9 protein-coding genes are annotated in these 15,231 nt (G+C 72.4%); 5 read left to right on the top strand and 4 right to left on the bottom strand.

Annotated elements, in window-relative coordinates; translation table 11 throughout:
- Positions 1 to 28: 28 nt before the first annotated feature.
- From AC2TEW_RS32465 to AC2TEW_RS32450, 4 genes are all read left to right on the top strand, one after another.
- Complete coding sequence (locus AC2TEW_RS32465) at positions 29 to 6,313, top strand: SDR family NAD(P)-dependent oxidoreductase (RefSeq protein ID WP_484626864.1); 6,285 nt, start codon at positions 29 to 31, stop codon at positions 6,311 to 6,313.
- Positions 6,314 to 6,383: 70 nt separating this feature from the next.
- Positions 6,384 to 7,940 (top strand): long-chain-fatty-acid--CoA ligase, encoded by a 1,557-nt coding sequence (locus AC2TEW_RS32460; RefSeq protein ID WP_484626863.1) that lies wholly within the window; start codon positions 6,384 to 6,386, stop codon positions 7,938 to 7,940.
- Between the two features lie 13 nt (positions 7,941 to 7,953).
- Positions 7,954 to 8,727: a thioesterase II family protein gene (locus AC2TEW_RS32455; RefSeq protein ID WP_484626862.1), complete on the top strand. Its 774-nt coding sequence runs from the start codon at positions 7,954 to 7,956 to the stop codon at positions 8,725 to 8,727.
- 39 nt (positions 8,728 to 8,766) lie between these two features.
- On the top strand, positions 8,767 to 9,165 hold the full coding sequence (locus tag AC2TEW_RS32450; protein WP_484626861.1) for a nuclear transport factor 2 family protein: 399 nt from the start codon (positions 8,767 to 8,769) through the stop codon (positions 9,163 to 9,165).
- Between the two features lie 76 nt (positions 9,166 to 9,241).
- On the opposite strand, the gene AC2TEW_RS32445 is transcribed toward AC2TEW_RS32450, so the two are convergent.
- From AC2TEW_RS32445 to AC2TEW_RS32435, 3 genes are all read right to left on the bottom strand, one after another.
- The gene (locus AC2TEW_RS32445) at positions 9,242 to 10,042 is read right to left on the bottom strand and encodes a helix-turn-helix domain-containing protein (protein ID WP_484626860.1); all 801 of its coding nucleotides are present in this window, start codon (positions 10,040 to 10,042) and stop codon (positions 9,242 to 9,244) included.
- Positions 10,043 to 10,171: 129 nt separating this feature from the next.
- Entirely contained in the window at positions 10,172 to 10,873 is a 702-nt protein-coding gene (locus AC2TEW_RS32440) for a hypothetical protein (RefSeq protein WP_484626859.1), read from the bottom strand.
- 101 nt (positions 10,874 to 10,974) lie between these two features.
- Positions 10,975 to 12,432 (bottom strand): MFS transporter, encoded by a 1,458-nt coding sequence (locus AC2TEW_RS32435; protein ID WP_484626858.1) that lies wholly within the window; start codon positions 12,430 to 12,432, stop codon positions 10,975 to 10,977.
- A 530-nt stretch (positions 12,433 to 12,962) separates the two neighbouring features.
- On the opposite strand from AC2TEW_RS32435, the gene AC2TEW_RS32430 reads away from it, so the two are divergent.
- Positions 12,963 to 13,757 carry an AfsR/SARP family transcriptional regulator gene (locus AC2TEW_RS32430; RefSeq protein WP_484626857.1) on the top strand — a complete coding sequence of 265 codons (795 nt, stop codon included), beginning with the start codon at positions 12,963 to 12,965 and terminating at the stop codon, positions 13,755 to 13,757.
- Positions 13,758 to 13,888: 131 nt separating this feature from the next.
- On the opposite strand, the gene serS is transcribed toward AC2TEW_RS32430, so the two are convergent.
- A complete protein-coding gene (gene serS, locus AC2TEW_RS32425; protein WP_484626856.1) occupies positions 13,889 to 15,163 on the bottom strand; it encodes a serine--tRNA ligase in 1,275 nt (424 codons plus the stop codon).
- Positions 15,164 to 15,231: the final 68 nt, after the last annotated feature.

The raw sequence follows: 15,231 nt of genomic DNA, 5'->3' as shown, positions 1-15,231 counted from the left end.
GGCCGACCTTTGAAAGGGAAGAACGGGAATGTCGAACAAACCGGAGCAGAACGAGCCCATCGCGATAGTCGGTATCGGCCTGCGCTTCCCGGGTGGGAACGAGTCTCCCGAGGGGTTCGCCGAGTTCCTCGGCCAGGGCCGCTCCGGTATCCGCCCGGTGCCCGAGGACCGCTGGGACGTCCCGGCGTTCAAGCCCGCGGATGCCGAGGAGAAGGGGAAGGTCCACACCACCGGGGCCGGATTCCTCGACCAGATCGACCAGTTCGACGCCCAGTTCTTCAACATCTCCCCCAAGGAGGCGAACTTCGTCGACCCGCAGCAGCGGCTGCTGCTGGAGACCGCCTGGGAGGCGCTGGAGAACGCCAACATCGACCCGGGGACGCTGCGCCACGGCAACGGCGGCGTCTACATCGGCGCCAGCTCGATCGACTACGCGCTGGAGATGGAGGGCCTGCCGTACGAGGAGCTGGACGGCCACCTCGCGGCGGGCATCACGCTGTTCCCGCTGTCGGGACGGCTGTCGTACTTCCTCGGCCTGCGCGGTCCGAGCCTGAGCGTGGACACCGCCTGCGCCTCCTCGCTCACGGCGATGCACCTGGCGGTCGAGGGGCTGCGCAGCGGCGCGACCGACATCGCGCTCTCCGGCGCGGTCAACTGCCTGCACCACCCGCGCATCTTCGTGATGTTCTCGCAGGCCAACATGCTGGCCCCGGACGGGCGTTGCAAGACCTTCGACGAGTCGGCGGACGGCTACGTGCGCGCCGAGGGCTGCGCCGTGCTGGTGCTCAAGCGGCTCTCGGACGCGGAGCGGGACGGCGACCGGGTGCTCGCGCTGATCCGCGGCACCGCGATCGGCGAGGACGGCGAGAGCGCCGGCCTGACCGTGCCGAACGGCACCGCCCAGGAGATCGTGATCCGCTCCGCGCTGCGCAACGCGCACCTGGAGCCGGCCGACATCCAGTACGTGGAGGCGCACGGCACCGGCACCCCGCTGGGCGACCCGATCGAGATGGGTGCGATCAGCGACGTGTTCGCGAAGTCGCACACCAAGGAGAACCCGGTCACGGTCGGCTCGCTGAAGACCAACCTCGGGCACATGGAGCCGGTGGCCGGCATCGGCGGTGTGATCAAGACCGTGCTGCAGATGCGGACCGGCACCGTCTTCCCGCACCTGAACCTCTCCACCCCCTCCGGCCGGATCCCGTGGGACTCCATCCCGGTCACCGTGCCGACCGAGGCGCGGCCGTGGAAGGCCGAGACCCGCCGTGCGGTGGTCAACAGCTTCGGCTTCGCCGGTTCCATCGCGGCCGCCGTGCTGGAGGAGGCACCCGCGGTCGAGGACATCGCCCCGGCCGCCGCCCCCGAGGAGCACGAGGGCGGTCACGTCTTCACGCTCTCCGCCAAGACCAAGCGCTCCCTCCAGCTGCAGGTGGAGCGCTACCAGCGGTACCTGGAGCAGCACCCCGAGCTGGACGTCGCGGACCTCTGCTTCACCGCCAACACCGGCCGCAGCCACTTCGCCCAGCGGATCGCCGGCAACGTGGCCGACCGCGAGGAGCTGGCCGCGCTGCTGGCCAAGCACGCGGGCACCGAGCCGGCCGGCCCGCGCGGCGACATCCGCAAGGTGGCGTTCCTGTTCACCGGCCAGGGCTCGCAGTACGCGGGCATGGGCGCCGCGCTGTACCGGCAGTTCCCGCTGTTCGCGGAGCACGTCGACGAGTGCGACCGGCTGTTCGCGGGGCACCTGGGCCGCTCGGTCCGGGAGATCATGTTCGACCTGGACGGCCAGGGTGAGGCGCTCGGGCAGACCCTGTACGCGCAGCCGGCGCTGTTCACGCTGGAGTACGCGCTGGCGAAGCTGTGGATGTCCTGGGGCGTGAAGCCCAACGTGCTGATCGGGCACAGCATCGGCGAGGTGGTGGCCGCCGCGGTGGCCGGCCTGTTCGGCCTCGCCGACGCCGCCGCGCTGGTGTCGGCCCGGGCCTCGCTGATGCAGTCGGTGACCGCGCCCGGCGGGATGGCCGCGGTCTCCGCGCCGGTGGAGGAGGTGGCGCCGCTGCTGGAGCCGTACCCCGACCTGGCCGTGGCGGCCGTCAACTCGCCGCAGCAGACCGTGATCTCGGGCGGCTCCGAGTCGCTGGCCACCGTGGTGGCGCAGCTGACCGACGCGGGGCTGACGGTCAAGCAGCTGAAGGTCTCGCACGCCTTCCACTCGCCGCTGATGGCCGAGGTGTTCGACGACTTCCGGGCCGCCATCGCGCACGTGGAGTTCCGTGAGCCGGCGCTGACCCTGATCTCCAACCTGACCGGCAAGGTGGCCAGGTTCGCGGAGCTCAGCGACCCGGAGTACTGGATCCGGCACATCGGTGAGGCGGTCGAGTTCTCCGCCGGGATGAAGACGCTGGAGCGGCGCGGCAAGCACGCGATCGTCGAGATCGGGCCGTCCCCGGCGCTGACCGGTGCGGCCAAGCAGTCGGTCACCCCGCAGGACCACCTGTGGATCGGCGGGCTCAGCCCGAAGGAGACCGCCGGCCGGACCATCCGGGCCGCCATCGCCCAGTTCTACGCGGCCGGGCTGGCCTTCTCCTGGAGCGGCTACCACGCGGGCCGCCCGCACCGGCTGGTGTCGCTGCCCGGCTACGCCTTCGACCGCAAGTCCTACTGGCTGCCGAACCGGGCCAACCGGCACGGTCTGCGGGCCGCCGGGGTGGACGGCCGCACGGCGAGCCACCCGCTGCTCGGCAGCGAGACCACCACCCCGGAGCAGCTGGCCGACGGCGTCCGGGAGTTCAGCAGCTCGGTGAGCCCGACCCAGCCGGCCTACCTGGGTGACCACGTGGCCATGGGCCAGGTCGTCTTCCCCGGCACCGGCTACCTGGAGATCGTGCTGGCGCTGCTGGACGCGGTGCACGGCCACACCCGCCGGCCGGTGCGCGACGTCGGCTTCCGCGAGGCGCTGTTCCTGGACGAGGAGCGCGCCACCCGGCTGCGGACCCGGCTGCGGACCGGCCCGGACGGCACCGGCGCGGTGGAGATCGTGTCGCTGGCCGAGACCCGGGACGCCCAGGGCGAGCCGGCCGTGATCGAGCGGCTGCACGCGGTCGCCGTGATCGGCGCCGAGGCCGAGGTGTCGGACGAGCTCACCGCGGCCGCGCAGGAGCTGCTCGCGCTGGCGGAGGCGGCCGAGCGGCCGGAGGACGTGCTGCGCGCCGAGGACGTGTACGCCGCGTACTCGGGCGCCGGGCTGGACTACGGCCCGGAGTTCCGGCTGATGCGCTCGGTGCACCGCTACCCGGGCGACCTGACCGTCGGCGACCTGGAGGGCCGCAGCGCCGGGGCGCTGGAGCACATGCCGCCGGCCCTGCTGGACGCGGCGATGCACAACATGGCCGCGCTGGCCGACGACGGCAACGACTACCTGCCGGTGCGCTTCGGCCGGTTCCGGCTGTTCCGCAAGCCGAAGGCGGACACCCTGCGCACCCTGCTGCGGGTGGTCCCGGCCGACACCGACGAGGTCGACCTGTCGGCCGACCTGCTGGCGCTCGACGGCGACCGGCCGGTGTTCGAGCTGAAGGGGCTCGGGCTGAAGCGGGTCGCCGAGACCTTCTCGGGTGCGCGCCGCAGCTTCTTCCACGAGATGCGCTGGGTGAAGCGCTCGCTCGCCGGGGCGAACAGCGTGGCCGGCCGGCACCTGCTGGTGGTCGGCCGGGACGCGGCCGAGTTCGAGGGCGCGCTGCCGCGGCTGGCCGAGCAGGGCGGCAGCCTGAGCTTCGCCGCCACCGCGGCCGAGGTGACCCGGGTGCTCGCCGGACAGCAGGTCACCGACCTGGCCTGGTACTGGCAGCCCGGCGACGGGGCCACCGGCGCCGAGGCGCTGCGGGCCGAGTCCGAGCGCAACTACCGGGCGCTGCTGGAGCTGCTGGCCGCGCTGGAGCAGGCCGGCTTCGGCCGCAACCAGCGGCTGTGGCTGGTCACCGAGCGCTCGCAGGTGCTGTACGGCGACGAGCCGGGCAGCGGGGCGCAGCTGGCCGCGTCCAGCCTGTGGGGCTTCGGCCACACGCTGCTGAACGAGTTCCCGGCGTACCGCACCACGCTGCTGGACCTGCCGGGCACCGGCGGCCACCTGCCGCTGCTGGACGAGCTGCACGCCCGGGAGACCGGCGAGTTCCAGGTGGCGTACCGGGAGGGCTTCCGGCACGTGCGCAGGCTGCTGGCGGTCGACCCGCGGGCCAAGCAGGACGCCAACTTCGGGCTGGCCATCAAGGAGTACGGCCAGTTCGGCGGGATCAAGCCGGTGCCGGCGGAGGAGATCGCGCCGGTCGGCGACCAGATCCAGGTCGAGGTGCACGCGGCCGGCCTGAACTTCAAGGACGTGCTGAACGCGCTCGGCATGCTGAAGGACTTCGGCGACCAGCCGCTCGGCTTCGAGTGCGCGGGCACCGTGCTGGCGGCGGGCCCGGACGCGCGGTTCGCGGTCGGCGACGAGGTGATCCTCAACTACCTCGACCTGTTCAAGCGGCGGGTCACGGTGCCCTCCGCGGTCGCGGTCCGCAAGCCCGCCAACATCGACTTCACCGCCGCGGCGGGCCTGATCTCGGTGTACGTCACCGCCTACTACGCGCTGCACCACCTGGCCGGGATCAAGCAGGGCGACCGGGTGCTGGTGCACGCGGCGGCCGGCGGTGTCGGGCAGGCCGCGGCGCACCTGGCGCGGCTGGCCGGGGCGGAGGTCTTCGCCACCGCCAGCCCGCACAAGTGGCCGCTGCTGAAGGCCCAGGGCATCGAGCACGTGATGAACTCCCGCACGCTGGACTTCGCCGACGAGATCGAGCGGATCACCGGCGGACGCGGCGTCGACATCGTGCTGAACAGCCTGAACAAGGACTACATCCCGGCCGGCATGCGGGCGCTGGGCACCGGCGGCCGGTTCATCGAGCTCGGCAAGGTCGGCGCCTGGACCCCCGAGCAGGTGGCCGCCGAGCGGCCCGACGTCACGTACCACAACTTCGACCTGAGCGAGCTGCCGCAGGATCAGCTGATCCCGCTCAACCAGGAGATCATGCGGACCGTGATCGCCCTGGTCGAGTCCGGCCAGCTGCCGCCGATCGTGGCGACCGCGTACACCCTGGACGAGGTCGAGGAGGCCTTCGGGGTGCTCAGCCGGGGCGCCAACGTCGGCAAGCTGGTGCTGGACTTCGCCGGTGAGCGGGCGCCTGCCGCCCGCGAGGTGGCGATCTCCCCGGACCGCACCTACCTGATCACCGGTGGTCTGGGCGCGCTCGGCCTGGTCACCGCGGAGAAGCTGGTCGACCTCGGGGCCCGGCACCTGGCCCTGGTCAGCCGCCGCCCCGAGCCGGTCGAGGACGTCAAGCACCTGTTCGACCGGCTGGCCGAGCGGGCCGAGGTGACCGTCCTGCAGGGCGACATCGCCGAACCGGCCGACGTGGCCCGGATCATGGCGGCGCTGGCCGGCGGTGCCCACCCGGTGGCGGGCATCATCCACTCGGCCGGCACCGTGGACGACCGCCCGGTCCCCGCGCAGACCTGGGAGAGCCTCGACGAGGTCTTCCGGGCCAAGGTGTACGGCACCTGGCTGCTGCACGAGGCCGCGGCCGCCCTGCCCGACCTGGACTTCTTCGTCGGGTACTCGTCGGCGGCCTCGGTGGTCGGCGCACCCGGCCAGTCCAACTACGCGGCGGCCAACTACTTCCTGGACACCCTGCTGCACTGGCGGGCCGGACAGGGGCTGCCCGCGCTGTCGGTCAACTGGGGGCCGTGGGCCGAGGTCGGCATGTCGGCCCGGCTGGACGACTCGCTGATCAAGAAGTGGGAGGACGAGGGGATCCGGCTGTTCACCCCGGCCAAGGGCACCCGGGCGCTGGCCTCGGTGCTCGGCCGGCCGGTCGCCCAGGTGGTGGCCGGTGAGGCGGACTGGGACCGGTTCACCGCGGCCAAGCCGGTCAGCGACGCGCTGTACGAGCTGCTGGTGAAGGCCGGCGCCGACTCGGCGCGGACCCTCGACCTGGACGCGCTGACCGCCCTGCCGAAGGCCGAACGGCTCGTCGTGATCGACGAGTTCGTCCGCTCCAAGGTGGCCGACGTGCTGCACTTCGAGGACGCCGACGCGATCGACTCGTACACCGAGTTCGTCCAGCTCGGGCTGGACTCGCTGGTGGCGGTCGAGCTGAAGAACTCGCTGGAGGCGGCCTTCCGGGTGCCGCTGCCGCCGTCGCTGGCCTTCGACCACCCGTCCGCCGGGCAGCTGAGCGAGTTCCTGGAGCAGCAGATCACCCCGGCGCCGGCCGCGGCCTGACGCCGGTCCGGTGGGGGCCGCAGGCAGCTGCGGCCCCCACCGGCCTGACCGAGATCGGACGGAGAGGACCATGGACCAAGCAGCACAGGCCACCATCGGCGCGCGGTCGGCCCGGCACGCCGCCGAGCGGCCCGAGCACCCCGCCGTCATCTGCGACGGCCGCGCACTCAGCTACGCGCAGCTGCACCGGGAGAGCAACCGCACCGCGCACGCGCTGCGCGCCGCCGGCCTCGGCCGCGGCGCCCGGGTCGCCTATCTGGGCCGGGAGTCGGAGCACTACTACGACCTCGCGGTGGGCTGCGCCAAGGGCGGCGCGGTGCTGGTGCCGATCAACTGGCGGCTGACCGCCCGCGAGGTGGAGCACATCCTGGCCGACTCCGGCGCCGAACTGCTCTTCGTGGAGCGGGAGTTCCTGCCGACGGTGGAGAAGGTCCGGCCGGCCTCGCTGAAGGCGCTGGTGGAGCTGGACACCGACCTCGACCGGGTCGGCGGCTTCCTGGCCTGGAAGGACGCGGCACCCGACACCGACCTGCCCGCCGAGGCGGTCACCGACGACGCGGTGCTGCAGATGTACACCAGCGGCACCAGCGGCCTGCCCAAGGGCGTGGTGCTGGCCCACCGCTCGTTCTTCACCTTCATCGAGTCGATGCGCCGGCACGGCACCGACTGGATCGACTGGCGCGCCGAGGACCGCACGCTGATCTGCTTCCCGGGCCTGCACTCGGCCGGGATGGCCTGGTTCATGCACACCTTGAACGTCGGCGGCACCAGTGTGATCATGCGGATGTTCAACGCCGAGGAGGCGGTCCGGCTGATCGAGCGGCACGCGATCACCACCACCTGGGCGGCGCCCGCGATGCTCGACATGATGCTCGCCGAGCGCGGCGTCACCCGGGAGACCTTCGCCTCGCTGCGCAAGGTGGTGTACGGCGGCGCGCCGATCTCCCCCGCGCTGCTGGCCCGCTCGATCGACGGTTTCGGCTGCGACCTGGCCCAGATGTACGCGGCCGCCGAGACCGGCAGCGTGGTCACCTGCCTCGCCCCCGCGGACCACGTGCCGGGCAACCCCCGGCTGACCTCGGCCGGCCGCTCCTGCCCGGGCAACCGGGTGCGGATCGTCGACGACGAGGGCCGGGAGCTGCCGGCCGGGCGGATCGGCCAGGTCTGCGTCGACACCCCGGCCCACTTCGTGGAGTACTGGCGCCAGCCCGAGGCCACCGCCAAGGCGCTGGTGGACGGCTGGCTGCGGCTCGGCGACCTCGGCTACCTGGACGAGGACGGCTACCTGTTCCTGTGCGACCGGATCAGCGACACCATCATCGTCGCCGGGCAGAACATCTACCCCGTCGAGGTGGAGAACGCGGTCCGCGAGCACCCGGCGGTCGCCGACGTCGCCGTGATCGGCGTACCGGACCAGCGCTGGGGCGAGACCGTCCGGGCCTGCGTGGTCCGCGCCCCCGGGCAGCAGGTCAGCGGGCGCGAGCTGATGCTCTTCCTGCGCGGCCGGCTGGCCGACTTCAAGATCCCGAGCAGCTACGACTTCCTGGACGTGCTGCCGCGCAACCCCACCGGCAAGGTGCTCCGCCGGGTCCTGCGGGACCAGCTGGCCGCACCGAGCCCGTCCTGAGGAGGCAATTTCGATGGCGGAGCGCACCGCACCGGTCACCGGGCGCTGGTTCCAGGCGGAGTCCGACCCGGACGCGCCGACCCGGCTGTTCCTGTTCCACTACGCCGGCAGCGGCGCCTCGATCTACCGCGAGTGGCTGCCCATGCTGCCGGCCGACATCTCGGCCCAGTCCATCCAGCTGCCGGGCCGCCAGGACCGGCTCAAGGAGGAGCCGTACACCGAGATCGAACCGCTGATCGAGCAGCTGGCGGACGAGATCGAGGACGAGTTCGACGGCCGGCCGTTCGCGTTCTTCGGGCACTGCATGGGCGCCCTGCTCGGCTACCGGCTGGCCGAGGAGGTGCGGCGCCGCGGCGGCCCCGCCCCGGTGCTGCTGGGCGCCTCCGCCTGGGCCCCGGTCGGCTTCCGCACTCCCCCGGTGGAGCAGCTGGAGGTGCCGGAGGAGGAGATCGTGGAGTGGGCGCGGGGCCTGGGCTCGCTGCCCGAGGAGATCCTCAAGGACCGCCAGACGCTCGACATGATGATGCCGACCATGCGGGCCGACCTGCTGGTCTGCGCCAGCTACCAGGACGACGGCGCCAAGGTGCCGTGCCCGATCGTCAGCTACAGCGCCACCCAGGACCCGCTGGTGGACTCCTCCGCGATGGCGTCCTGGGCGCCGCGCACCCCCGAGTACCTGGGCAACCGGGTCTTCCCCGGCGGGCACTTCTTCCTGCACCAGGAGACCCTCTCGATCACCGCCGACTTCGTCCGGCTGCTGCGCCGGCAGGTCAGCGACGCGGCCTGACCCCTTCCCCGAGCCCCGCCCCCTGAAAGGAGTACCGGAATGACCAACCCCAACGAGTTCGCCGACCGCTACGTCGCGCTGTGGAACGAGAGCGACCCGGATGCCCGCCGCAAGGCCGTCGAGGAGCTGTGGGCGCCCGAGGGCAGCTACTTCAACTTCCTCGCCGAGTCCAAGGGCCACGAGGCCATCGCCACCCAGATCGGGTACGCCCACGAGGCCTACAAGGTCGGCGGCTTCGCCTTCCGCTCCTCGGCCAACGCGGTCGGGCACCACTCCACCCTGCGCTTCAACTGGGTGATGGTGTCGGCCGAGACCGGCGCGCTGGAGGCGATCGGCTTCGACTTCGTCGTGCTCGACGAGCACGGCAAGGTCACCGCGGACTACCAGTACATCGACACCCCGCCGTCGTACACCGTGCCGCCGCCGGCGGCCGCCTGAGCCCACCGAGGCCGGCCGGGGGTTGCAGCCCCGGCCGGCCTCGGTGCGTCCCGCGCCGCTCCGGCGGGCCCCGGCCTCAGCCGCGCAGCAGCGCGCCGGTGGCCGCGTCGGCCGGGAAGAAGGTCTCGATCGCGAGCTCCGCGACGGTGATGTCGAGCGGCATCCCGAAGGTCGCGATGGTGCAGAACAGCGCCAGCTCGGCGCCCCGGTACCCGATCCGCAGCGGCACCATCAGGTCGCCGCTGTCGGGCACCTCGGGCGTCCCGGGCTGCGGCCCCGGGTAGGGGTAGGCGCTGACCTCGCGGTACAGCTCGGTCAGCCGGGGTTCGGCGGTCAGCGCGACCCGGCGCTGCAGCCGGGTGAGCAGGTGGGCCCGCCACTCGGCGAAGTTGAGGATCCGCGGGGCCATGCCCTCGGGGTGCAGGGCGAGCCGCAGGGCGTTCATCGGCCCGCGCAGCAGGTGCGGGGCGGCGCCCTCGGTGAACAGCGCGAAGCCGCTGTTGTGCTCGACGATGTTCCAGCCGCGGTCGACCACCAGGGCGGGCAGCGGGTCGTGGCCGGCCAGGATCTGCCGGAGGGTCTCACGCACCGGCGCCATCTCCTGCGCGTCCAGCGGCGAGTCGCCGTACGCCGGTGCGAAGCCGGCCGCCAGCAGCAGGTGGTTCTGCTCCCGGTGCGGCAGTTCCAGCTGCTCGGCCAGGCGCAGCAGCATCTCCCGGCTGGGCGAGGACCGGCCGGTCTCCATGAAGCTGAGGTGCCGGGTGGAGATCTCGGCGCGGGTGGCGAGGACGAGCTGGCTCAGCCCCCGCTGTTCGCGCCAGTGGCGCATCAGCTCGCCGACCGGTCGCTGGTGGCGCTTGTCCGTGGCGGTGGGCACGTGGGTCACCTCTCAACCCTGCGGCATCCGGCCCCCGCGGCACAACTCGGCTGGCCGACGGACCGTCAGGGGTGGACAGGACACGGCGGGAGGGCGGCACGCGGCCGCCCTCCCGCCGTTGACCCGACATCAGATGGTGAACCGGTAGTGGGCGGTGAACAGACCGTCCTCGCCGCGGATCAGGAAGTCCACGCCGGTGACGGCCGGGCCGCCGTCGGCGGGGGTCAGCTCCCAGCCGTAGCGCACCGCGTTGTGCTGGGTGGAGGCGTGGCCGCGCAGCCGGCGGACCTCGCCCGCGGGGGCGGCGGCCAGCGCGCTCGGCACGTCCCGCTCGGCGGCGGCGTCGACCAGCCGGGCGTGCGGGCTGTACAGCGCGGCGATCTGCTTGCCGCGCAGCTCCTCGTCCGGCTCCATGGCCAGCGCGAGCAGCCGGCCGGCCAGCTCGTCCAGCTCGGCGACCGGGGCCGGCGGCTCGTTGAACTGGTAGTCGACCCGGATCCGGCCGGCCTCGTCCAGCAGGACGAAGTCGAAGCCGACGGCCAGCACGTCGTGGCTGCTGCCGGGCGTCATCTCCCAGTTGAAGACGGCGGCGTCGTGGTGGGCGACCAGGTTGTCGCGGTGCCGGAAGAGCAGGCCGGAGCCGCCGACGAACTGGTCGTACGCCTCGGTGGTGCGGGCGTCCAGGGCGTCGGTGCCCCGGAACACCCGGGTCTGGGTGTAGTGCAGGCCGTCCGGGGTCCACAGCTCGGCCACCGCGGCGCGGCGGGCGGCCGGGTCGGGCTCGTTCCAGACCCTGACGTAGCGGTCGAGGAAGGAGGCGGATGCGGTCACGGGGAGTCCTCTTTCGTGGTTCGGGATTCGATCGGTGCGGTGACGGGCCCGCCCCGGCCGCGGTACTGGCCGGCCGGGGCGGGGTGGGTCACCACTCGGGGTCACTTGCCGGAGTTGCCGCGGGGCAGCATCTGCACCAGGGCGGCCAGCACCACCGCGACGCCGACCAGGAAGATCACGCTCAGGTCGAACGCGTGCGGGTAGTCGCCGACGACCGGGGTGTCACCGAGCGCGTTGTAGAAGATGATGCCGATGATCGAGACGCCCAGCGCGTTGCCGATCTGCAGCGCGGTGGTCAGCACGCCGGAGGCCGCACCCGCGTACTGCGGGGAGACCCGGGCGAGCACGGTGGAGGCCAGCGGGGCGACCGCCAGACCCATGCCGGCGCCGTCGATGACCAGGCCCGGGATCAGCCAGAGGATGTGGCCGGTGGTGCCGATCTGCGAGGCGGTGATGCCCAGCACGACCAGGCCGGCGCCCATCAGCAGGGCACCCACCGCGATCACCTGGCGGCCGAGCTTGGCCGCGAACTTGCCGGCGTTCATCGAGGTGTACATGTACCCGGCGCCGATCGCCGCGAACAGCAGACCCGCCTGGAGGGCGTCCAGGCCGCGGCCGCGCTGCACGTAGAGGGCGAACACCAGGAAGAACGAGGCCTGGCCCATCCAGAAGACCAGCTGGCTGAGCAGGCCGGCGTTGAACGCCCGCTCCTTGAAGAGCGACAGGTTGACCAGCGGGGAGCCGCCGCGGGCGGCGAGCCGGCTCTCCTGCAGGGCGAACAGCGCGAACAGCACGGCGGACGCGGCGAAGGACAGCCAGGTCCACAGCGGCCAGCCCTTCTCGCGGCCCTCGATCAGCGGCAGGACCAGGGCGACCAGGGCGAGGGTGATGACGGCGACGCCCACCAGGTCGAGCTTGGGCTTACCGGGTGCCCGGGTCTCCGGCACGTACTTCAGGGTCAGCGCGATGATCGCGGCACCGATCGGCAGGTTGACCAGGAAGCAGGACCGCCAGCCGAGGCCGGCGATGTCCGCCTGGATCAGCAGACCGCCGATGAGCTGCCCGAACACCGCGGCCAGGCCCATCGCCAGACCGTAGCCGGTGAACACTTTCAGCTTGGCCGCGCCCGTGTAGACGGTGCCGAGGATGGCCAGGACCTGCGGGGCGAGCAGGGCCGCCGAGACACCCTGGCCGACCCGGGCCGCCACGAGGTAGGAACCGCTGGTCGCGATGCCGCAGAACAGCGAGGCGATGGTGAACAGCGCCAGTCCCAGCAGGAACATCTTGCGGCGCCCGTACAGGTCGCCGAGGCGGCCACCGGTGATCAGGCCGACGCCGTAGGCGAGACCGAAACCGGCCACCACCCATTCGATCGCCGAGGCGGTCGCGTTCAGGTCGGCCTGGGTCGACGGGATGGCGACATTGACGATGAAGAAGTCCAGCGTCGTCATGAATACGCCGGAGAGCACGATCGGCAGAATCGCCCGGTGTGGCTCGGCCGCGACGTCCGCGGCCGGCGCCGACGGCGCTGCCGTGGCGGGGTTTGTCTCAGTGGTCATAGGTCCAACTCCTGGTCGATCACGTAGTCCTGCTCTGCCACAGCCGATCCGGAGGCTGTGTCCAGCTTGGCCGCCCCTGACCAGGGCGGTCAATTACCTGAGAGGTAATGGACGCCGCCCCACGGTTCGGCGACCCGCTGACAATTCGCCGACGAACGGTATTACCGCAAAGCCGCCCGGAACCCCGGCCGGCGGCATGCCGGACAGCGCTCCGGGAACTCTGTTCCGGGAATTCGGAGATTCGGGAATTCGGGATTTCGTTCGGATGAATGCTGATCATGTTCGGGAACGCGTGAAACTGGTCGCCTCGGCACACGGGCAGGGGAGCCGCCCGATGTCGGACGTCCCCGGAAAGCACGGTGACAGAGCGTCCTGGAGCGACTGCGGACCCTGGGTGGATACCCGGTGGAGCACCGCTCGACCCCTGCTGGGCGTCCCCGGCACCCTCCAGCCGGGCTCGAGCCCCCGCCCCGACAATCCGCACGCCTGTTCCGCCGGCAACCAACCGCTCTTCACCACAGGGGGAACACATGCAGTTCAGGATCCTGGGCCCGGTCGGGGCCGTCGTCAACGGCCGGTTCGCCACCATCCCCGGCACCAGACAGCGCACCCTGCTGGCCACCCTGCTGATCCGGGCCCGGCGCCTGGTGCCCACCGAACAGCTCTACACCGAACTCTGGGGCGACAACCCGCCGGCCACGGTGGAGAACTCCCTGCAGGCCCACGTCTCCCGGCTGCGCCGCACGCTGCGCCGGCTGGCCGGCCCGCACGGCGAGGTGCCGCCGCTGATCACCCAGGCCTCCGGCTACATCCTGGAGGTCGCACCCGAGGACGTCGACCTGTACCTGTTCCGCGAGCAACTCGCCGCCGCCCGGCACGCCGTGACCGGCGACCCCGAGGTGGCCGGCGCCCTGCTCGAGGGCGCGCTCGGCCTCTGGCAGGGCAGCCCGATGCAGGACGTCGCCCCCGGACCGCTGTGCCAGAGCATCGCCCTGCAGCTGGACGAGGAGTACCTGGCGGCGCAGGAGGACCGGCTCTGGATGGGCGCCCTGTTCGGCGAACCGACGCACGTGATCGGCGAGTTGAAGCGGATGAGCGTCGCCCACCCGTGGCGCGAGCGGATCACCGAGATGCTGATGCGCGCGCTCTACCGCTCCGGCCGGCAGGCCGAGGCGGTCGAGGTCTACAACACCGCCCGGCAGCGGCTGGTCGACGAACTCGGCATGGAGCCCTCCCCGCAGCTCAAGCAGCTCTTCCGGGAGGTCCTCATCCAGGCCCCCGCGCTGCACCAGCCCACGGCGCTCCACCTGGTCCGCTCCGCCTGAGCGGACCCCCACCCAGCACAACGGCGCGACGTCCGGGGGCGTCGCGCCGTTGTGCCGTTCCTGTCCCTGTGCCGTTCCTGTCCCTGTGCCGTTCCGGCCCTTGCGGGCGTGGTGCCGTGCGGGGCCCGGTCTCAGCTCTCCACCGCACCGCCCGGCAGGATCCGCCGGAAGCCGGTGTACGGCACCAGCGCCTCGGGCAGCAGCACCGAACCGTCCGGCTGCGCACCCTGCTCCAGCAGCGCCGCGACGGTCCGCCCGATCGGCAGCGCCGAACCGTTCAGGGTCGCGGCCGGCAGCTTGCGCCCCTCCGCGGTCCGGTGCCGGATGCCCGCCCGGCGCGCCTGGAAGCTGCCGCAGTCCGACACCGAGGAAATCTCCCGGTACGAGTCGCTGCCCGGCAGCCACACCTCGATGTCGTACGTCATCCGGGCCGAGAAGCCCATGTCACCGGCGGGCAGCAGCACCACCCGGTACGACAGCTCCAGCCGGCGCAGGCACTCCTCCACCTGGCCCACCATCAGCTCCAGCTGCTCCTGGGCGTCCTCCAGCGCGCAGATCCGCACCAGCTCCACCTTCTCGAACTGGTGCAGCCGCAGCACCCCGCGGGTGTCCCGCCCGTACGAGCCCGCCTCGGCGCGGTAGCACGGCGTGCGGGCGGTCATCGCGATCGGCAGCGCCTTGGCGTCCAGCAGCTCCTTGGCCACCAGGTTGGTCAGCGGCACCTCCGCGGTCGGGATCAGGAACAGCTCCCGGCCGCCGACCGAGGTCGCGAACAGGTCCTCCTCGAACTTCGGGAGCTGGCCCGTACCGGTCATGGTCTCCCGGTTCACCAGGTGCGGCACCGAGTACTCGGTGTAGCCGTGCTCCGTGGTGTGCAGGTCCAGCAGGAACGAGGCCAGCGCCCGCTCCAGCCGGGCCCCCGCACCCCGGCTCACACTGAACCGGGCCCCGGACAGCGCGGCCGCCCGGCCGGCGTCCAGCACCCCCAGCGACTCACCGAGATCGGCGTGGTGCCGGGCCTCGCCGGCGGCGGGGCGCAGCGCCGGACCGCCCTTGCGGACCTCCACCGCCTGCTTCTCGCTGTCGCCGTCCGGGACGGTGTCGAGCGGGAGGTTGGGGATGCCCGACAGGGCGTCCTCCAGGACGAGTTCGGCCGAGCGGACGGCCGCCTCGGCCTCCTGGACCTGCTCCCGCAGCCGGCGCGAGTCCTCCCGGGCCTGCTCGGACGCGGCGGGGCCGCGCGAGGCGCGCTTCAGCTCGCCGCGCAGACGGTCGACGGTCTCGAGGGCTTCGGTGCGGCGGCGGTGCGCCTCGCCCAGGAACTCCAGGTCGAGCCGGAACCGGCGCCGCGCGAGCCGGCGCACCGCCTCCGGACCCAGCTCGATCAGCTCACGTACGTCGTGCACGGCACTCTCCTCTGGAGACGGATCACAGGTCATGAACGGACAGGGAGCGGGGGCTGGGGGGGCGGAAC

Source organism: Kitasatospora sp. NEAU-CNBT7, from assembly GCF_057220535.1.
The sequence above is the reverse complement of the archived record's forward strand: the minus strand, read 5'-3'. Positions and strand labels throughout refer to the sequence as shown.